The sequence below is a fragment of the Verminephrobacter aporrectodeae subsp. tuberculatae At4 genome, from assembly GCF_000193225.1.
GTDB lineage: Bacteria > Pseudomonadota > Gammaproteobacteria > Burkholderiales > Burkholderiaceae_C > Acidovorax > Acidovorax aporrectodeae.
Genome location: NZ_AFAL01000371.1, coordinates 1 through 19623 on the forward strand (window position 1 = coordinate 1; position 19623 = coordinate 19623).

Here is a 19623-nt window from a genome sequence, read left to right on the forward strand (position 1 = left end):
GCACCAGCTGCGCCTGAACTTCGCGCGTGCCGTCGGCCGTGACGTGAAAGTCGATCGTGTCTCCGGGTCGTACCGAGATCTGGTCGGCATAGCCGAATAGTTTGACGTTTGCCATAGGGGGCTCCGGGATTCCTCAGGACTCCATCAGGTCTTGCACACGGCGCAGAAATACACCGTGATAAGCCTCTTCCTGCGTAGCGTGGATCTTGTCTTCGACGATGCGCGGCGCGACACCACGGTGCCCGGACAATGCGACGATGCGATACGCTTTGAACGGCTCGACGGCGACAATCGCGTACTTGTCGTTCAGCGGTGCGCGACGGAAGTACAGCAATAGCCGTTCGAGCGGCTCGCTGTGCTGGCCAAGCGGACAGCGGCGATGCTCTTCGATCAGCTCGGCCGAGACCACCTTCTTGAGGTAGTCGCGCTGCATCTTGTCGTAGCGGCGCCAGTAGAGCATGTCCTTGTCGAGGGTTTCAGTGGCTTCTTCGGGTAGCATTTCGCCTCCTTTTTCGGAACGGATCGAGCGCTTCTCGCTCTTCTTCTTGTCCCGCCAGGCACGGAACTGCTGCTTGATGCCGAACAGGCCCTGACGCAGGAACAACACCACGCCGAGCATGATCAGGCCGATCAGAATCAGCCGGATCGGGCCGAGCGGCATCAAGGCCTTGTCGAGGAACACGACGATCAGCGCACCGACGACGGCACCTTCTGCGCGCCCGATGCCGCCAATCACAAGCATGCCCAGACCGAGCAGCACGGTGTCGAAACTGAAGATCGAGAACGCCACGCCGCGGTAGTGCGCCGTATAAAAGCCACCGATAAAGCCGAGCGCGATCGACGAGATCACGAACACGGTGATGCGTGCGCGCCGGAAGTTCACGCCGGTGGCTTCGGCAAACGCCTCGCGCTTTTCCGGTGCCATCCGCAGGATGCGGCCGAGCCGCGTGCCGTTGACCGCACGGAACAACGCCAACGCCAGCAACATCAGCACCAGCGCCGCATAGAACGCGAGCAGCGACTGGTTGTCGGCAGTCCACGACTCCGGGATATAGGTGTCCGCGCCGTAGAGGCCGCCGCTGGCCGAACCAAACGCCTTCGACTGCAGCGTGTAGACGCGACACAGTTCATTCAGGCCGATCGTCAGCAGAGCATAGTAGAAGCCGTCCAGCCGAGTCGCGGGGATCGCGCTGATCATGCCGAAGACGAGTCCGATCCCTCCGCCCAGGAAGGGCAGCAGATACCACGGAATATGCAGATAGATCGACAGCCACGCCGTGCCGAATGCGGCCGATCCGACCACTGCATAACTCGCCAGCGAGTAAATGCCGGCCGTGCCGATGATCAGCATCCAGCACAGGTTGATGGCGGCGTAGATCGCAAAGATCGCACCCGCCGCGAGCAACGTGCCGCGAAACTCCGAGGGCAGGTACAACGGCATCAGGAATAGCGCGGCCAGTCCCATCACCCACCAGATCGGCCGCTTGTCGACGATGGTCTTCTCGCGGTGCAAGGTTTTCGGGTTGTACTCGCCGCGGATGTGCAGAACCCGGCGGCGCGTCGGCCAGTAGCGGATCTTGTTCCACAGCGAGTCGCCGTGCCCGCCCCACTTGTAGTAATAGCGCAGGCGGCCCACCGGCAGCATCGGTGCCTTCGATTCACGGGTTGCGTCCCAGGGTTCCTGCGGTGGGCGATAAGGCTGCGCCGGGGTCTCCGCCTCGGCCCGATCGACTCCCCAGCCGAACAATGGATTGCGCCAAGTGTTGCTCATGTTCAGGCCTCCCGCGCCCGGTCTACGATGCCGGCGATGCCGCGCGGGCGGATCAGCAGGATCACGATGATCAGTAGAAACTGTGTGATCAACACATACTGGCCACCCAGCACAACGCCGGTGACGGCTTCATTGAGCCCGAGGATCGCGGCAGCAATGATCGCGCCTTGCACGCTGCCGAGACCACCGCAGAGCGCGATGCTGACGCCCTTGATCATCGGGGTCAGGCCGCCGAACGGCGAGATGTAGTACGTCTGCGAGAGCAGCACAGCGGCCAGCCCCGCCATCGCGCCGGTGATCGCCATCACGTAAAAACCGGTGCGGCGCACACCAATGCCGACGATGGCGGCTGCGTGCGGGTTCATCATCATCGCGCGGATCTCGAGGCCGCGCCGGCTCGACCGCATCCACAACACGACCACGGCTACGAAACCGATCGAGACCAACACGTTGCCGATCTTGTCGGCTGTCAGTGCGGTATCGCCAAGCATCACACTGCCACTGCCAAAGATCTCCGGCAGGTTCTTCGACAAGGGTCCGAACACCCAAAGCAGTGTCTGCATGCCGATCAGGCTGATGGCCAACGTGGCAATCATGCCGCGCACCGGAAAATTGGGTTTGTCGTGGATCGGAATGAAGGCCAGCGCGCAGACGAATACGCCGGCCAGTGCGCCGGTGAGCACGCCGGCAGCCAGCACCACAGCGCCGTTGTCGGTGACGTATTGCGCCATCATCCATGCACCATAGCCTGCCACCGCGTAGATGAAACCGTAGGCCAGATTGATCAGACCGACGCTCGACCATGTGATCGAGATCCCGATCGCGAGCGTGCCATAGATGCACGCCAGCACGACAGTGTTGATGAGGACGAATCCCAGATCCGCGAGTTCCATGCTCATTTCTCCCGCGTAGTCTGAAAGCCGAGGTGTGCTGAGGCTTCACCTTTGAGTTTGCCGACGTGCATGCCGATGATCCGGTCAACCCGGCCTTCGAGCAGCGCCACGTTTTGCTCGGCGATCACCATTGCCGAAGTGCCCAGGTCGACTGACATCAGTGCATCCATCACGCCCTTGCCGATCTTCGGTGCGAGGCCGAGAGACGGCTCGTCGACCAGGAACAGCGAAGCCTCGGCCATCAGTCCTCGGCCGATCGAGACCATTCGCCGCTCACCACCGGAGAGCCGACCGACCGCGGTGCGCATCAGCTTCACGAGAGGTGGGAAGATCGCCAGCACGCGCTCCTTGCGCTGCGCCCGTTCGCGCCACGCGCGTGGCGTGAACGCTCCGGAATCGAGGTGCTCCTCGACCGTCAGCCCGTGGAAGATTTCGTCGCCTTGCGGAATCAGCGCGAGCCCTCGGTGAACGATCAGGTGCGTGTAGCGACCCGGACCCTGGCTGCGCGTGCGGCCGACTTCATGGCCGTTCAGGCGGATCGAACCACGCTGCCAGCCGGTCAGCCCGGCAATGGCATAGAACAGCGTGGACTTGCCGTGGCCGTTGAGACCCACGAGACCCACTCTTTCCCCGGCGTTGACGCTGAAATCCAGGTCATGAAGCACGCGCATCGGACCATAGCCGGCGGACAGACCCTTGACGTTGAGTACTTCTGCGCGTAGTGGCGCGCTTGCGGTCGCTTCGCTCATCTCAGTGCTCCTTCGACCACGTTCTCGAAGTAAGCGGCGTGAACCTTCGGATCCGAGAGCACATGGGCGAGCGAACCTTCGGAGATGGTCTCGCCGGCGTCCATTACCATCACCCGGTCTGCGATGGTCTCGAGCAGCTCGATGCGGTGTTCGACGATGATGACCGAGATGTTCATGTCCTTGGACAGAAGCCGGATGTGCTGGTCGATCTCGTCGACCTCGGAGTTGATCAAGCCGGCCGCCGGCTCGTCCATCAGCAGGATCTTTGGGCGCCGCATCAGCAGGCAGGCAAGCAGCAGCTTGCGTCGATCAAGCGCGTCGAGCTTCACCGTCGGCACGTCGGGCGCGACCTTGAAGCTGACCACCTCGGCGCCGTACTCGGCGTCGAAGCGCGTGAGGTAGGGCTTGTAGGCTTGGCGCGCGGCCTTGAATGTCTCGCCGACCGTCAGTTCGTCGGGCACGACCGGGGTTTGAAAAGTACGGCCGATGCCCAGGCGTGCGCGTTGATGCAGCGGCAGCGTCGTCACATCCCGGCCCTCGAACTCGACCTGCCCGCGCTTGGGCCGAATTCGCCCTGAAAGCACCTCGAACAGGCTGGTCTTGCCAGCGCCGTTCGGGCCGATGATGCCCAGCACCTCACCGCGACTGACCTGCAGGCTGATGTTGTGCAGGATCTGTCGGCCGCCCAAGTCGAGCGCAATGTCACGGCAGCCAAACAGGGCCACGGACGAAGTGTTGGTAGGAATCACGATCTCAACTCCACCAGGGTGCCTTCTGCAGCGCGGACTCCTTGATCTCATACGGGAACACGATCTTGTGTTCCTTGTTCTGCACCTGCACGTAGAGCTGGCTCATGCCCGCTTCCAGTGTCTTGGCTGAAATGTCGTAGCCGTTGTCGGGGAAGTGCGCCGCCTCTTGGTAAGGGTTGCGCATGTCCATCTGTCCGCAGACGCCGCGGTAAGGGTTGGCGCGTATCCACTCGCAGACTGCCTTGAAGTCTTCGGGATTCTTGGTCGCTTCCCACGCAGCCTTCAGGTAGTAGACGATGTCGTAGCCATTGCCGGTATAGACGAGACCCATGATTCCGGGGAAACGCTTCTTATACTTGGCGCGGAAGTCGTTGCCCTTCTTGTCGCCATAAACGCCGAGCACGGTGCTCCAGCAGAAGCCGTTGGCCGCTTCACCGGCGAGTGTCAGGAACTCGGGTTGCGAGGGACCGTACTGCAGATAGACCAGCGAGTCCTTGACGGGGTTGGCGCGAAACTGCTTGCAGAACGCGGCGTACTCGGCGGCCACCCAGTGGTCGATCATGATGGCGCCGGCGTCTACTTCCTTCAGTTTGCGGATCACCGGGGCCCAGTCCTGCACCGGGAACTGGATGTCCGTCACAGCGGCGAGCTTGAAGCTGCTCTTCTTCAACGCCTCTTGACAGGCCTTCGAGATCGTCTGGCAATAGCCGACCTGCTCCTGAACGATGTGCACCTTGCGATTCTTCGGCTTCCAGGCGCCGGACTTTTCCATCGCCTCCAACCACAGCGGATAGGTGTAGCCGTAGTGCACTTCCGAGGGGTCGGTCTGGAAGACGTGGCTGTACTTCGTCGGGTTGGCTTTGAACACTTCGGTCGCTGCGCGCTGCGTGTTGCCCTGCAGGTACGGGGCCTTGTACTTGGCGGACTCGTCGATCGCCGGGATCGGCGCGAACATAAAGGCGTTGGAGATGGCGTGCACCTTCGCGTCGATGCACGCGGCGATCGCCTGCTTGCAACTCTCGGGCGAGAGCTTGTCGACGTCGGTTTTGAAGAGCTTCAGCGGTCGACCGAGGATGCCGCCGGCCGCGTTGATTTCTTCCATCGCGAGCGTGGTGCCCTGCCAATGATCGTTGTCGTCGGCCACGCCCGCCGCAGCGGTCTGGCACGTCGGCACGCCCAGCAGAATGGGCTTGCCGGATTGCGCGAACGCCGATCCGATGAGACCCGGTGAAAATTCAGCCGCCGCAAGACCCGCCGCTGCTGCGCCCAGAATGCGACGGCGATTACGATCCAGTTCACTGGCCATGGCCATTCTCCTTCAGTTCAAGCAGTTGAGACACCCACCCACTCCTTCGGCCCGATGGACTTTCGTCCTACGGTGTCGACTCTTAACTCGAGAGGTTTCCGTGGTTCGACGGCGAGCCGTTGCCCGGGAATCCATTCGGTGCCGGCCAGCGGCACCCGCGCCATCGCGGCGGCTTCCATGGTCAGCGCCACCAGATCCTCGGGATCGAGGTTCAAGAGGTGCGACTTTCCGCAAGCGCGCGCAATCACTTGCGCTTCCATCGTGATGACCGACAAGTAGTTCGCCAACCGCCGGCCAGCCAGCACCGGATCGATTCGCTCGGCGAGCCTCGGGTCCTGAGTGGTGATGCCTGCCGGGTCGCGCCCTTCGTGCCAGTCGTCATAAGCACCGGCCGTGGTGCCGAGCGCGTTGTAGTCGGCTTCGTGCATCGGGTCGATGTCGCCGAGCGCGACCAGTGCCGCGGTTCCGATCGCGACAGCATCGGCGCCGAGCGCCAAAGCTTTGGCCACGTCGGCACCGTTGCGGATGCCTCCGGAAACGATCAACTGCACCTTGCGATGCATGTTCAGATCCTGCAGCGCCTGCACCGCGGGCCGGATCGCCGCAAGGATCGGGATGCCGACATGCTCGATGAAGACCTCCTGTGTCGCCGCCGTGCCGCCCTGCATGCCGTCGAGAACGACAACATCCGCGCCTGCCTTCACCGCAAGGGCCACGTCGTAGTACGGTCGCGTCGCCCCGACCTTCACGTAAATCGGCTTCTCCCAGTCGGTGATCTCGCGTAACTCGTGCAGCTTGATCTCGAGATCGTCGGGGCCGGTCCAGTCGGGGTGACGGCAGGCCGAACGCTGATCAATGCCCTCGGGCAGGCAACGCATCTTCGCGACGCGGGCACTGATTTTCTGGCCGAGCAGCATGCCGCCGCCGCCGGGCTTTGCGCCTTGGCCGATGACCACCTCAATGGCGTCCGCCTTGCGCAGGTCGTCGGGATTCATGCCGTAGCGCGATGGCAAGTATTGGTAGACGAGGATGGACGAGTGGCTGCGTTCCTCGGCCGTCATGCCGCCGTCGCCCGTGGTCGTGCTGGTGCCGACCGTACTGGCGCCCCGGCCGAGTGCTTCCTTCGCGCGGCCCGACAGGGCGCCGAAGCTCATGCCGGCAATCGTCGCGGGCGTCTTGAGGTGGATCGGCTTCTTCGCGAAGCGGGTGCCGAGCACAACATCGGTACCGCAGCGCTCGCGATAGCCCTCGAGCGGATAGCGGCTGATTGACGCGTCGAGGAACAGCAGGTCGTCGAAGTGCGGCAACTTGCGGTTGCCGTTCGCCGAGGCTGCCGCCTCGATTTCGAGATCCCGACCAAGCGCGTTCGCGAGGGCTGCCCAGTTGAACGCCGAGCCTTCTTCGGTGAAGCCGGCGTAGACACTGATCTTGCGTTCCGACGCATCGACCGGCGTGCCGAATACCGCGAGCCCGGCTGATTCGGGGCCGCGATCGGTCATCCCGATCAGCATCGGCACCATCAGTGCCCCCAGCTGTGCCTGCAGCGCAGGCTTCTTCACCAGCAATCCAACGATTCCACACATCGCGGGCTCCAAGTCGTGATCAAAAGAATTCGAGGTAGCTCTTGATTTCCCAGTCCGAGACATGCCGCATGTACTCGATCCATTCCATGTGCTTCAGACGCAGGAACTCGTCGGCAGCGGGGCCGAGCGCTTTCATCATCAGCGGTTCGTTCTCGAGCGCAAGCAACGCCTCGTGCAGGTTCTGCGGCAGCAGGCCGATCCCGGCGTCGCGCAACTGCGCCGCGCTGTAGTCGTACAAGTTGTCGTTGTTGGGTGCGCCGGGATCGAGGTCGTGCTCGACGCCGTCGAGGCCGGCCGCGATCACCGCGGCGGTCGCGAGGTACGGGTTGCAGCCCGCGTCGGGCAGCCGCAGTTCGATGCGGCCGCCCGGTCCTCGCAGCATCGAGGATCGATTGTTGAGGCCGTAGCTGATGTAGGCGGGGGCCCAGCTCGCGCCCGTCAGGGAACGACCGACGACCAGCCGCTTATAGGAGTTGACCGATGGGCAGCACAGTGCCGTCAGCGCCGGAGCGTGCTTCAGCAGACCCGCGGTGAACTGATAGCCAAGCTTGGAGAGCTGCAGCCCGCGTGGATCGCTCTTGTCTTCGAACAGGTTTCGTTTGCCCTCGCCGAGGCTCATGTGCATGTGCATGTGCATGCCGTTGCCGGGGCGGTTTGCGAAGGGCTTGGGCATAAACGAGCAGATCAGCCCCAGATCAGAGGCCAGCTCCGAGGCGGCCATCTTGAACAAGACATAGTGATCGCAGGAAGTCAGGCAGTCGGTGAAGGTGTAGTTGATTTCAAACTGGCCGTTAGCGTCTTCGTGGTCGATCTGGAAAACATCCACGCCGGCCGCGCGCAGTGCCTCGGTAAGTCGCTCCAGGAAAACGCGCGTCCGCGACAGCCCCTTGTAGTCATAGCAGGGCTTGTTCAAGGTGTCGGAGGGATCGCAGGGTTCGATCTGACCGCTGATCGATTTCTTCAGGACCGAAAACTCGGGCTCCAGTCCGGTGAAGAAGGTCCAGCCACGCGCCGCGACCCGCTCAAGCTGCTTCTTGAGCAAGACGCGCGTGTCGTACACATGCGGCTTGCCATTCAAGTGGCCATCGCAAACTATGCGGGCGTAGCCCGGTTGCCATGGCACGGGAGTCAAGGTGGAGGGATCACCGACCGCCATGTAGTCGGGGCCATTTGGTGTGATGCCCATGCCCCAGATCGCGAACCCCGCAAAGCCCGCACCATCCTTGAGGATGTGTCCGTAGTGCTCCACCGGCACCGACTTGGTCTTGGCACAACCGTGGATGTCCACGAACTGCGCCAGCACGTACTTGACCGAGTTGTCGCTGAAGAACTGCCGGACTTCACCAGGATTCATTTCGGGCCTTTCCTTGGTCGATCGGGCGCGTGATCACTGACTGCGTTGTGAGAAGTACATCGAAACCAAGCACGGTCAGATGACTCGACAATTCAGTGTAGGCGAGAGGTTTCATGGGTGTCAACAAACATTCTCCAGGGGAAACACTAGCGAGCGCATCGACGCCACCTGACGGGTGGCAATCGGTGCTGGTGAAATGCTTACACTCGACCATCAGTCGCTAAGCCAAGATTTCTGCAACAACGCCGCATGGAGGCGACAACTATTCTGACCATCGAAACCCGCATCGAAGAGCTCATCCAACTGCAGGATGGTTGGCTGGACGGCAAGGGCCGCGCCCCCGACCGGGCCGCGCTGCTCCGCCTGGCGCAGGCCTTCGGCGCGCATTACGCACCCGACCTGCCATTGCCCTGTCTCTACCCCACCGCCGAAGGCAGCGTGCAGGCCGAATGGTCGCAGAACGGTTGGGAAGTCTCGCTGGAAATCACGCTACCCGCCATGACCGCCGAGTACCAGGCGCTGCACCCGAGAACCGGCGAGATCCGCGAACTCGGCCTGTCCCTGGCTGGCGATGGGACCGCCGGCTGGCTCGCCCTGAACGCCGCGCTCAAGGCACTGCAGGGGACCCCGGCATGGCGCAAGGCACCCTGCTGCTGCGCCAAAGTGTGCCGTCCCAGCTTCCCGCCCGATGATATGTCCCCCATAAAACCCGGAAGAACCGAACCAGGCTTCATAAAAGAATCTGACCCCGATTGATTCATTTGCCAAAGCACGCCGCGATGCACTACGCTCGCACTCCCTGCGAAAAATACGAGGAGCGCGCCATGGCCACGGTAGCCGAGATCGAGCATCTGCACCAACACGGTCTGTATTCACCGGCCCACGAACACGACGCCTGCGGGCTCGGGTTCGTGGCGCACATCAAGGGCGTGAAGCGCCACGACATCGTGACCCAGGCGCTGAAGATCCTGGAAAACATCGACCACCGCGGCGCCGTGGGCGCCGACCCGCTGATGGGCGACGGCGCGGGCATCCTGATCCAGCTCCCGGACGCGCTGTACCGCGAGGAAATGGCCCGGCAGGGCGTGCGCCTGCCCGCTGCGGGCGAATACGGCGTGGGAATGATCTTTCTGCCCAAGGAGCACGCGTCGCGCCTGGCCTGCGAGCAGGCGATGGAGCGCGCCATCCGGGCCGAAGGCCAGGTGCTGCTCGGCTGGCGCGACGTGCCGGTGAACCGCGACATGCCCATGTCGCCCGCGGTGCGCAAGAAGGAGCCCATCCTGCGCCAGGTGTTCATTGGCCGCGGCAGCGACGTGATCGTGCAGGACGCGCTCGAGCGCAAGCTGTACGTGATCCGCAAGACCGCGAGCGCCGCCATCCAGGCGCTGCGCCTCGAGCACGGCAAGGAGTACTACGTTCCGAGCATGAGCAGCCGCACCGTGGTCTACAAGGGCCTGCTGCTCGCCGACCAGGTCGCGACCTACTATCTGGATCTGCAGGACGCGCGCTGCGTCTCGGCGCTCGGCTTGGTGCACCAGCGCTTTTCCACGAACACGTTTCCCGAATGGCCTCTGGCGCACCCGTACCGCTACGTGGCGCACAACGGTGAAATCAACACCGTCAAGGGCAACTACAACTGGATGAAGGCGCGCGAGGGCGTGATGGCCTCGCCCGTTCTCGCGGCCGATCTGCACAAGCTCTACCCGATCAGCTTTGCGGACCAGTCGGACACGGCCACGTTCGACAACTGCCTGGAGTTGCTGACCATGGCCGGCTACCCCATCAGCCAGGCCGTGATGATGATGATCCCCGAGCCCTGGGAGCAGCACGGCACGATGGACGAGCGCCGCCGCGCGTTCTACGAGTACCACGCGGCCATGCTCGAGCCCTGGGACGGCCCCGCGTCCATCGTGTTCACCGACGGCCGCCAGATCGGCGCCACGCTGGACCGCAACGGCCTGCGCCCGTCGCGCTACTGCATCACCGACGACGACTTGGTGATCATGGGCTCGGAATCGGGCGTGCTCCCCGTTCCCGAGAACAAGATCGTGCGCAAGTGGCGCCTGCAACCCGGCCGGATGTTCCTCATCGACCTGGAGCAGGGCCGCATGATCGACGACGACGAGCTCAAGGCGAACATCGTCAACACCAAGCCCTACAAGCAGTGGATCGAGAACCTGCGCATCAAGCTCGACAGCATAGAAACCGCTCCCGGCACCGCGGCGCCGCAGTCTGCCACGCTGGCGCTGCTCGAGCGCCAGCAGGCCTTTGGCTATACGCAGGAGGACATCCAGTTCCTGATGGCGCCCATGGCCAGGAACGGCGAGGAAGGCATCGGCTCGATGGGCAACGACAGCCCGCTGGCCGTCCTCTCGGGCAAGAACAAGCCGCTGTACAACTACTTCAAGCAGCTCTTCGCGCAGGTGACGAACCCGCCGATCGACCCGATCCGCGAGGCCATCGTGATGTCGCTCAACAGCTTCATCGGCCCCAAGCCCAACCTGCTGGACATCAACCAGGTGAACCCGCCGATGCGCCTGGAGGTGAGCCAGCCCGTTCTCGACTTTGCCGACATGGCCAAGCTGCACGACATCGGACGCCACACGAACGGCAAGTTCAAGAGCGCCGTCATCGACATCACCTACCCGCTGGCCTGGGGCCACGCGGGCGTGGAGGCGAAGCTGGCCTCGCTGTGCGCGCAGGCGGTGGACGCGATCCGGGGCGGCGCGAACATCCTGATCGTCAGCGACCGCGCGCTCAGCGCCACGCAGGTGGCGATCCCCGCGCTGCTCGCGCTGTCCGCGATACACCAGCATCTGGTGGGCGAGGGCCTGCGCACCACCGCGGGCCTGGTGGTCGAGACCGCAACCGCGCGCGAGGTGCACCACTTTGCCGTGCTCGCCGGCTACGGCGCCGAGGCCGTGCACCCCTACCTTGCGCTGGAAACGCTGGCCGCCATGCACCCGGATCCGGGGGGCGCGCTGTCCGCCGAAAAGGCGATCGGCAACTACGTCAAGGCGATCGGCAAGGGGCTGTCGAAGATCATGTCCAAGATGGGCGTGAGCACCTACATGAGCTACTGCGGCGCCCAGCTGTTCGAGGCCATCGGCCTGAACACCGGGACCGTGCGCAAGTACTTCAACGGAACCGCCAGCCGGGTCGAAGGCATGGGCGTTTTCGAGATCGCCGAAGAAGCCATCCGCATGCACCAGGCGGCCTTTGGCGCCGACCCGCTGCTCGCCAGCATGCTCGACGCGGGCGGTGAATACGCCTGGCGCATGCGCGGTGAGGAGCATATGTGGACGCCCGACGCGATCGCCAAGCTGCAGCACAGCACGCGCGCCAACCACTGGAACACGTACAAGGAATACGCGCAGATCATCAACGACCAGAGCCGGCGCCACATGACGCTGCGCGGCCTGTTCGAATTCAGGACCGACCCCGCCCGGGCGATCCCGATCGACGAGGTCGAACCCGCGCAGGAAATCGTCAAGCGCTTTGCCACCGGCGCCATGTCGCTGGGCTCCATCTCCACCGAGGCGCACGCCACGCTGGCCGTGGCCATGAACCGCATCGGCGGCAAGAGCAACACCGGCGAAGGCGGCGAGGACGCTGCGCGCTACCGCAACGAACTGCGGGGCATACCGATCCGCAAGGGCGACACGCTCAAGAGCGTGATCGGCGCCGAGAACGTCGAGGTCGACCTGCCGCTGCACGACGGCGACTCGCTGCGCAGCCGCATCAAGCAGGTGGCCTCGGGCCGCTTCGGCGTCACGGCCGAGTACCTCACGTCGGCCGACCAGATCCAGATCAAGATGGCGCAGGGCGCCAAGCCTGGCGAAGGCGGCCAGCTGCCCGGTGGCAAGGTGTCCGACTACATCGGCCGGCTGCGCCACAGCGTTCCCGGCGTGGGCCTGATCTCGCCCCCGCCGCACCACGACATCTACTCGATCGAAGACCTGGCGCAGCTGATCCACGACCTGAAGAACGTCGCGCCGCACGCGAGCATCAGCGTCAAGCTGGTGTCCGAAGTGGGCGTGGGGACGATCGCCGCGGGCGTCGCCAAGTGCAAGAGCGACCACGTCGTGATCGCCGGGCACGACGGCGGCACCGGCGCCTCCCCCTGGTCCTCGATCAAGCACGCGGGCAGCCCGTGGGAAATCGGTTTGGCCGAAACCCAGCAGACCCTGGTGCTCAACCGGCTGCGCGGGCGCATCCGCGTGCAGGCCGACGGGCAGATGAAGACCGGCCGCGACGTCGTCATCGGCGCGCTGCTCGGCGCCGACGAATTCGGCTTCGCCACCGCGCCGCTCGTCGTCGAGGGCTGCATCATGATGCGCAAATGCCATCTGAACACCTGCCCCGTGGGCGTGGCCACGCAGGACCCGGCGCTGCGCAGAAAGTTCTCGGGCAAGCCCGAGCACGTGGTGAACTTCTTCTTCTTCGTCGCCGAAGAAGTGCGCCAGATCATGGCCCAGCTGGGCCTGCGCCGGTTCGACGAACTCATCGGCCGCAGCGACCTGCTCGACGTGCGCCAGGGCCTGGAACACTGGAAGGCGCGCGGCCTGGACTTCGGCCGCCTGTTCGCCCAAGCCGACGTGCCCGCCGACGTGCCGCGCCTGCACGTGCAGCAGCAGGAGCACAACATCGCGAACACGCTGGACCGCAGGCTCATCGAGCGCAGCCGGCCGGCCATCGAAAAGGGCGAGCGCGTGCAGTTCATCGAGCTGGTGCGCAACGTGAACCGCTCCGTGGGCGCCATGCTCTCGGGCGCGCTGACCCGCGTGCACCCCGAGGGCCTGCCCGACGACAGCATCCGCATACAGCTCGAGGGCACGGGCGGCCAGTCGTTCGGCGCCTTCCTCGCGCGCGGAATCACGCTGTACCTGATCGGCGACGCGAACGACTACACCGGCAAGAGCCTGTCCGGCGGCCGCATCATCGTGCGCCCGAGCATCGACTTTCGCGGCGACGCGCTGCACAACACCATCGTCGGCAACACCGTGATGTACGGCGCCACCGCGGGCGAGGCCTTCTTCAGCGGCGTCGCCGGCGAGCGCTTTGCCGTGCGCCTGTCGGGCGCCACGGCCGTGGTCGAAGGCACGGGCGACCACGGCTGCGAATACATGACGGGCGGAACGGTGCTGGTGCTCGGCAAGACCGGCCGCAACTTCGCCGCCGGAATGAGCGGCGGCGTGGCCTACGTGTACGACGAGGACGGCCGCTTCGACACCCGTTGCAACCTGGCGATGGTCGCGCTCGAACGCATCCTGCCCGCGACCGAACAAGAGGCCACGGTGCCCCGCGCGATCTGGCACCAGGGCCAGACCGACGAGGCGCAGCTCAAGAGACTGCTCGCGGAGCACAACCGCTGGACCGGCAGCAAGCGCGCGCGCGAACTGCTGGACAACTGGCCCGCGTCGCGCAGCAAATTCGTCAAGGTCTTCCCGACCGAATACAAGCGCGCGCTGGCCGAAATGCACGCCCGCAAATTGCCCGAAGAACCCGCCACCCCTGCGCTGGCGCAGCTGGCTTGCGCCAAGTAAAAAACCCGTGTGCACTCTGCACAGGCATTCATGGATAAGGACCACGCAATGGGAAAGACCACAGGCTTCATGGAGTACGCGCGCGTCGAAGAAGGCTACACGCCTGTCGCCGAGCGGCTCGGGCATTACAAGGAATTCGTCATCGGCCTGGACGAGGACCAGAGCCGGCAGCAGGGCGCGCGCTGCATGGACTGCGGAACGCCGTTTTGCAGCCACGGCTGCCCGGTGAACAACGTCATTCCGGACTTCAACGATCTGGTCTACCACGCCGACTGGAAGAACGCGTCCGAGGTGCTGCACAGCACGAACAACTTCCCCGAGTTCACGGGCCGCATCTGCCCCGCGCCCTGCGAGGCGGCCTGCGTGCTGAACGTGAACGCCGACCCGGTGGGGATCAAATCCATCGAACACGCGATCATCGACCGCGCCTGGCAGGAGGGCTGGGTGCAGCCCCGCGTGGCCCGGCACAGGAGCGGCAAAAAGGTCGCCGTCGTGGGGTCCGGACCGGCCGGAATGGCCGCGGCGCAGCAGCTCGCGCGCGCGGGCCACGACGTCACGCTGTTCGAGAAGAACGACCGCGCGGGCGGCCTGCTGCGCTACGGAATCCCGGATTTCAAGCTGGAGAAGGCGCATATCGACCGGCGCATCGGACAAATGCAGGCCGAGGGCGTGACCCTGCGCACGGGGGTCTTCGTCGGCGCGGCCACGCAGGGACTGGGCAAGGGATCGAAAGTCAACAACGGGGCCCGGGAAAACCTGGAGCCCGGGCAACTGCTCGCCGATTTCGACGCCGTGCTGCTCGCCGGCGGCGCCGAGCAGTCGCGGGATCTGCCCATTCCCGGCCGCGAGCTCGACGGCGTCCACTTCGCCATGGAGTTCCTGCCGCAGCAAAACAAGGTGAACGCGGGCGACAAGCTCAAGGGGCAGCTGCGCGCCGACGGCAAGCACGTCGTCGTGATCGGCGGCGGCGACACCGGCAGCGACTGCGTGGGAACCAGCCGCCGCCATGGCGCCGCAAGCGTCACGCAATTCGAGCTGCTGCCCGCCCCCCCCCGGGAAGAAAACCGCGCGCTGACCTGGCCCTACTGGCCGCTCAAGCTGCGCACCAGTTCCAGCCACGAGGAAGGCTGCACGCGCGAATTCGCCATCGCCACCAAGGAGTTCGTCGGCGAAGAGGGCCGGCTCAGCGGCGTCAAGACCGTGCGCGTGGAGTTCAAGGACGGCAAGATGCTCGAGAGCCCCGGGTCCGAAAAAATCCTGCCAGCCGACCTCGTGCTGCTCGCCATGGGCTTTGTCGGCCCCGTGGCCCCGGTGCTCGACGCCTTTGGCGTGGACAAGGACGCGCGCGGCAATGCGCGCGCGGGCACCGATTTCCACGGCGGCTACGCGACCAACGTCCCCAAGGTGTTCGCCGCCGGCGACATGCGCCGCGGCCAGTCGCTCGTGGTCTGGGCCATCCGCGAGGGCCGGCAGGCGGCGCGTGCGGTGGACGAGTTTCTGATGGGCTACTCCGACCTGCCGCGCTGAGCGCAAGGCCCGCCGCGCGCGGGCAGCGCTCCGATGAAGTTTGCCGGGAGCGGCCAAATAGAATTACTTTGGTAGGACGTACAAGGTTCGAACTTGTGACCAACGGATTAAAAGTCCGCTGCTCTACCGACTGAGCTAACGTCCCGATCGCTGCTCGCTGCCAAGGCAGCCTGCCGAAAAGCTCTCGATTATAGCCCGGCTCCTGTGGCCAACCGGTCGAGCACCCATCCGGCCGCGCATTGTCCGAACGTCGCCGTGACCGCGACGACCGAGCCGTAGCCGTGGCAGTTCAGCGAGCCGTCGCCCACGGTATTGCACGCTGCATGCGCGGGCGCGACCGCCTCCCGGCTGAAGACGCCGGTGACCCCGATCTCTTTGCCCGCGCGCGCCGCGCCGTGCTGCGTGCGCAGTTGGCGGCGCAGTTGCGCGAGCAGCGGGTCGTGCGTGCTGTGCGCGAGGTCGTCGATTTCGACCCGGTGCGCGTGCCGCTTGCCGCCCGCAGCCCCCGCGGTGATGTGCACGACGCCCGTGGCCCTAGCCCACACGGCCATGACCACCTTGGCCCGGACTTGGTCGCAGGCGTCGATGACGGCGTCAACGGGCATCTCGAGCAGGCCCGGCCAGTTTTGCGCTTCGACGAATTCCTCGACGCAGTGGACCCGGCAGGCGGGGTGGATTCGTGCGATCCGCTCGCGCATCGCCAGGACCTTGGCCTGGCCCACGGTGTCGGTCAGGGCCTGGATCTGGCGGTTGATGTTCGACTCGGCCACGTGGTCGAGGTCGATCAGCGTGATCTGCCCGACCCCGCTGCGCGCCAGGGCCTCGGCGGCCCAGGAGCCGACGCCGCCGATGCCGACCACGGCGACGTGGGCGCGGCGAATCCGGTCCGCGCCCACGTCGCCGTAGAGCCGCTGCAGGCCGCCAAAGCGGCGCGCGAGCGCGGCGTCGTCGGCCGCTGCGGGCGCGGGCGAGGACGCTTCGCCGGGGATCACTTCAGGCGCGCAAGGCGCTCCTTGGCCGCGCCCGCGGCCTCGGAATGCGGGTAGGCGCGCACCAGGTCTTCCAGCGTCTTGCGCGCCGCGCGCGCGTCCTTGAGCTCGACCTGGCAGTTGGCGATCGACAGGGCGGCCTCGGGCGCGCGCGCGTGCTCCGGCGTCTCGGCGAGCAGTTGCCTGAAGTGGCCGATCGCGTCCTTGTACTCGCGCGTCGCGTACTGCGCGTTGCCCAGCCAGAAACGCGCCGAAGGCAGGAAGCCGCTGCGCGGGTACTGCTGCAGGAATGCGCTGAAAGCCGCAGTCGCCTGCGGGAACTTGCCCGAGCGGAACGTCGCCAGGGCGGCTTCAAAACTGCGCTTTTCCGCCGGATCGGCCTGAAACTCCTGGCCGTCGAGGTTCACCCGCAGCGGCTCGAACTGGCGCAGGCGGTCGTCAACCCCTTGGGCGATGTCCTTTTGCCGGCGCTGGAGTTCGCCCAGGTCGCGCAGCGATTGCTCGTTCTGGCCGTTGAGCTTCGCCTGTTCTGCGCGCAGGGATTCGATCTGCGCCTGCAAATCGAGGAGGCTGCGGCGCAGCTGGGCGTTTTCTTCGCCCAGCCGGCGCAGTTCCTCTGCCGAGCGCTGCTGCGCCTGCTGCATTCCGTCAACGCGCTGGCGCATTTCCAGGATCGCCCGGCGTGCCTCGCCATCTTCGAACAGCGCCGCGTGGCCCGATGGCAGCAGGCCCACCGACAGCACGAGCGCTGCCAGTGCTTTGCGCGCGGGGGAGAAAGGGGCGCGCATCAGCGGTAGGACAGTTCGACGCGGCGGTTTTGCGCGTGCACGTCTTCCGTGCTGCCCTGGACCGCCGGTTTTTCCTTGCCAAAGCTCACGGCCTCCACTTGGCGTTCGGGAACGCCCAGCAGGCCCAGCGCGCGGCGCACGGCCTCCGCGCGTTTCTGCCCCAGCGCCAGGTTGTATTCGCGGCCTCCGCGCTCGTCGGTATGGCCTTCGAGCATGAGCTTGCGGTTGCCCGCGGCCTGCAGGTAGCGCGAATGCGCTTCGATGAGCGGCTGGAACTCGGGCCGGATGACGTAGCTGTCGTAGTCGAAGTACACGATGCGCGCCACCCCCACGGGGCCGGCGGCAGCGGCGGCGCGTGCCGACTGGTCGAGGTCCACGCCGGCCACGCCGCCCGGGGTCGTGCTGCCGGCGTTCGCGCCGCCGTCGGCGCCGGTCTGGGTGGGGATTGCGGTTTTGTCTTCAACGGGTACCTCGTCCAGCTTCACGCCGGAACTGCAGCCCGCGATGAGCGCGGCCATGGTGAGGGCAAGGGCAATGCGTTTGATCATTCAAATTTCTCCTGAAAGTTCGACCACGTGTCCGGGAATTTACGGCTTCTGAAACGGTCCCCAGTCCGGTTCGCGTATGTCCCCGGCTTGGCCCGACAGGCGGGCCTTGATTTTGCCGTCCAGCGTGCTGGTCATCAGCGCTTCCCGGCCCTGCTGCTGGGTGGCGTAGACGATGAGCCGGCTGTTCGGGGCGAAGCTCGGATTCTCGTCCGCCGTGCTCTCGGTGATGGCGTTCACCGCGCCGGAGGACAGGTCCATCACGTGCAGCTTGAACGCGCCCGCGACGCGGGAGATGTAGGCCAGCCAGCGGCCGTCGGGGCTGACGCTGGGAGAGATGTTGTAGCTGCCGCTGAAGCTGACGCGCTCCGCGTTGCCGCCGGCGGTGCCCACCTTGTAGATCTGCGGCGCCCCGCCCCGGTCGCTGACGAAATAGATGCTGCGGCCGTCGCTCGAGAACGCGGGCTCCGTGTCGATTCCGGCGCTTTGCATGAGCCGGCGCGGCTCGCCGCCGTTCGCGTCGATGGTGTAGAGCTGCGAGCCGCCGTCGCGGCTGAGCGTGACCGCGAGCGAACGGCCATCGGGCGCCCAGGCGGGGGCGCTGTTCGAGCCGCGGAAGTTGGCGATCAGGCGCCTGCGGCCCGAGGCCACGTCGTGCACGTAGACCACCGGCTTGCGCGACTCGAAGGACACGTACGCCAGTTGGCCGCCGCTCGGCGACCATGCGGGGGAGATGATGGGCTCCGGGCTGGACAGCGCCGATTGCGCGTTCTCGCCGTCGGCGTCGGCGACCCACAGGCTGTAGCGCGAGCCGGCCTTGGTCACGTAGGCGATGCGCGTCGAGAACACCCCGCGCTCGCCGGTGAGTTTTTCGTAGACGAAGTCGGCCATGCGGTGCGCCACGAGGCGCAGGTCCCCGGGGCCGACGGCGAAGCTCTGTCCGCCCAGGTCCTGCCCCTTGACCAGGTCCCAGAGACGAAAGCGCACGTCGAAGCGCCCATCGGCCAGCCGCGCCACGCTGCCCGCGACCAGCGAATCGGCGCCCTTTTGCCGCCACAGCGCCAGATCCGGGCGCGCGGTCTCGTCGAATGCGACTGCGGCAGCGTCCACGGCGCGAAACTGGCCGCTGCGCTCCAGGTCGGCCTGGACGATGGCGGACATCTTTTGCGGGGCCTGCGCGTCCCCCCGGAACGCGGCGATGGCAATGGGCAGCTGGGTCAGGCCCACGCCCGTCACTTCGACACGAAACTGCGCCGCAGCGGGGAATGCGGCGGGCAGCGCGGGCACGGCGATGAGCGCGGCCAGCAGCCGGCGGCGCTGCGGCAGCGCCGCGCAAGAGGGAGGGGTCGGGGTTCTGTCTGTGATCATTGGCTTTCAACGGTGGCCGCACGGGCCGGCTGCGCGGGAGCCGTGCGGAGCAGCCCCCAAGGGCAGGCCCGCATGTTACCGGAAAGCCTTTGCGGCAAACTGCGCGCCCGGGGTGCGGCCTGCGGCGATCTTCTCCCGGACGTGCCGCCCCGCGCGCGGACGAAGGACCGCCGCTCCCCCGCCGGCCCCCGTAGAATCCGCGCCACATGCCAGCCCCAGACCCGGACGCAGCGCCTGCAAGCGACTCCCCCCCACCCACCCGCCTGATCGCGCGCCTGAAACGCTTGTCCGGCTACTTTGGCGGCCAGCCGCTGGCCTGGGGCCTGGTCATCACCGCGACGCTCGTGGGTGCGCTGACCGAGCCGCTCATCCCCGCTCTGTTGCAACCCTTGCTCGACCGCGGCTTCACGCAGGGCAGCCTGCCGCTGTGGACCGTGCCCCTGGCCATCCTGGGG

At 65.7% G+C, this 19623-nt stretch carries 14 protein-coding genes, 1 tRNA gene and 1 pseudogene; 4 read left to right on the top strand and 12 right to left on the bottom strand.

Features of this window, described 5'->3' with window-relative positions; translation table 11 throughout:
* Nucleotides 1–133 precede the first annotated feature (133 nt).
* From VTU_RS0109015 to glnT, 7 genes are read right to left on the bottom strand one after another with little or no spacing between them, the layout of a single operon-like run.
* On the bottom strand, nucleotides 134–1771 hold the full coding sequence (locus VTU_RS0109015; RefSeq protein WP_029554232.1) for a branched-chain amino acid ABC transporter permease: 1638 nt from the start codon (nucleotides 1769–1771) through the stop codon (nucleotides 134–136).
* Between the two features lie 2 nt (nucleotides 1772–1773).
* The gene (locus tag VTU_RS0109020; RefSeq protein ID WP_010103440.1) at nucleotides 1774–2664 is read right to left on the bottom strand and encodes a branched-chain amino acid ABC transporter permease; all 891 of its coding nucleotides are present in this window, start codon (nucleotides 2662–2664) and stop codon (nucleotides 1774–1776) included.
* A gap of 2 nt (nucleotides 2665–2666) precedes the next feature.
* Entirely contained in the window at nucleotides 2667–3413 is a 747-nt protein-coding gene (locus VTU_RS0109025) for an ABC transporter ATP-binding protein (RefSeq protein WP_010103442.1), read from the bottom strand.
* Nucleotides 3410–4138 carry an ABC transporter ATP-binding protein gene (locus VTU_RS0109030; protein ID WP_010103443.1) on the bottom strand — a complete coding sequence of 243 codons (729 nt, stop codon included), beginning with the start codon at nucleotides 4136–4138 and terminating at the stop codon, nucleotides 3410–3412. Before VTU_RS0109030 ends, VTU_RS0109025 begins: the two co-directional genes overlap by 4 nt.
* Nucleotides 4139–4166: 28 nt before the next feature.
* Nucleotides 4167–5468 (bottom strand): ABC transporter substrate-binding protein, encoded by a 1302-nt coding sequence (locus tag VTU_RS0109035; RefSeq protein WP_010103445.1) that lies wholly within the window; start codon nucleotides 5466–5468, stop codon nucleotides 4167–4169.
* A gap of 17 nt (nucleotides 5469–5485) precedes the next feature.
* Nucleotides 5486–7033, bottom strand: a complete 1548-nt coding sequence (locus VTU_RS0109040) for an FMN-binding glutamate synthase family protein (RefSeq protein WP_010103447.1) — start codon at nucleotides 7031–7033, stop codon at nucleotides 5486–5488.
* A gap of 37 nt (nucleotides 7034–7070) precedes the next feature.
* Nucleotides 7071–8405 carry a type III glutamate--ammonia ligase gene (glnT, locus tag VTU_RS0109045; protein ID WP_010103449.1) on the bottom strand — a complete coding sequence of 445 codons (1335 nt, stop codon included), beginning with the start codon at nucleotides 8403–8405 and terminating at the stop codon, nucleotides 7071–7073.
* 249 nt (nucleotides 8406–8654) lie between these two features.
* On the opposite strand from glnT, the gene VTU_RS0109050 reads away from it, so the two are divergent.
* From VTU_RS0109050 to VTU_RS0109060, 3 genes are all read left to right on the top strand, one after another.
* Nucleotides 8655–9161 carry a hypothetical protein gene (locus VTU_RS0109050; RefSeq protein ID WP_010103452.1) on the top strand — a complete coding sequence of 169 codons (507 nt, stop codon included), beginning with the start codon at nucleotides 8655–8657 and terminating at the stop codon, nucleotides 9159–9161.
* A 68-nt stretch (nucleotides 9162–9229) separates the two neighbouring features.
* Nucleotides 9230–13951 carry a glutamate synthase-related protein gene (locus VTU_RS0109055; protein WP_010103453.1) on the top strand — a complete coding sequence of 1574 codons (4722 nt, stop codon included), beginning with the start codon at nucleotides 9230–9232 and terminating at the stop codon, nucleotides 13949–13951.
* Nucleotides 13952–13999: 48 nt separating this feature from the next.
* Nucleotides 14000–15478, top strand: a complete 1479-nt coding sequence (locus tag VTU_RS0109060) for a glutamate synthase subunit beta (RefSeq protein ID WP_010103455.1) — start codon at nucleotides 14000–14002, stop codon at nucleotides 15476–15478.
* Between the two features lie 69 nt (nucleotides 15479–15547).
* Here the strand turns inward: VTU_RS0109060 and VTU_RS0109065 are convergent.
* The 5 genes from VTU_RS0109065 to tolB form a co-directional block, all read right to left on the bottom strand.
* Nucleotides 15548–15623: transfer RNA gene (locus VTU_RS0109065), tRNA-Lys, on the bottom strand.
* A 43-nt stretch (nucleotides 15624–15666) separates the two neighbouring features.
* Nucleotides 15667–16470 carry a tRNA threonylcarbamoyladenosine dehydratase gene (locus tag VTU_RS0109070; protein ID WP_010103457.1) on the bottom strand — a complete coding sequence of 268 codons (804 nt, stop codon included), beginning with the start codon at nucleotides 16468–16470 and terminating at the stop codon, nucleotides 15667–15669.
* Nucleotides 16467–17255 (bottom strand): tol-pal system protein YbgF, encoded by a 789-nt coding sequence (gene ybgF, locus VTU_RS0109075; RefSeq protein WP_010103458.1) that lies wholly within the window; start codon nucleotides 17253–17255, stop codon nucleotides 16467–16469. Before ybgF ends, VTU_RS0109070 begins: the two co-directional genes overlap by 4 nt.
* A complete protein-coding gene (gene pal, locus VTU_RS0109080; RefSeq protein ID WP_010103459.1) occupies nucleotides 17255–17803 on the bottom strand; it encodes a peptidoglycan-associated lipoprotein Pal in 549 nt (182 codons plus the stop codon). The genes ybgF and pal overlap by 1 nt, the downstream gene beginning before the upstream one ends.
* 39 nt (nucleotides 17804–17842) lie before the next feature.
* Nucleotides 17843–19168, bottom strand: coding sequence for a Tol-Pal system beta propeller repeat protein TolB (tolB, locus tag VTU_RS0109085; RefSeq protein ID WP_010103461.1), 1326 nt, complete (start codon nucleotides 19166–19168; stop codon nucleotides 17843–17845).
* A gap of 206 nt (nucleotides 19169–19374) precedes the next feature.
* Here tolB and VTU_RS31300 point away from each other — a divergent pair.
* Nucleotides 19375–19623: pseudogene (locus VTU_RS31300) on the top strand (lipid ABC transporter permease/ATP-binding protein); the annotation flags it as partial.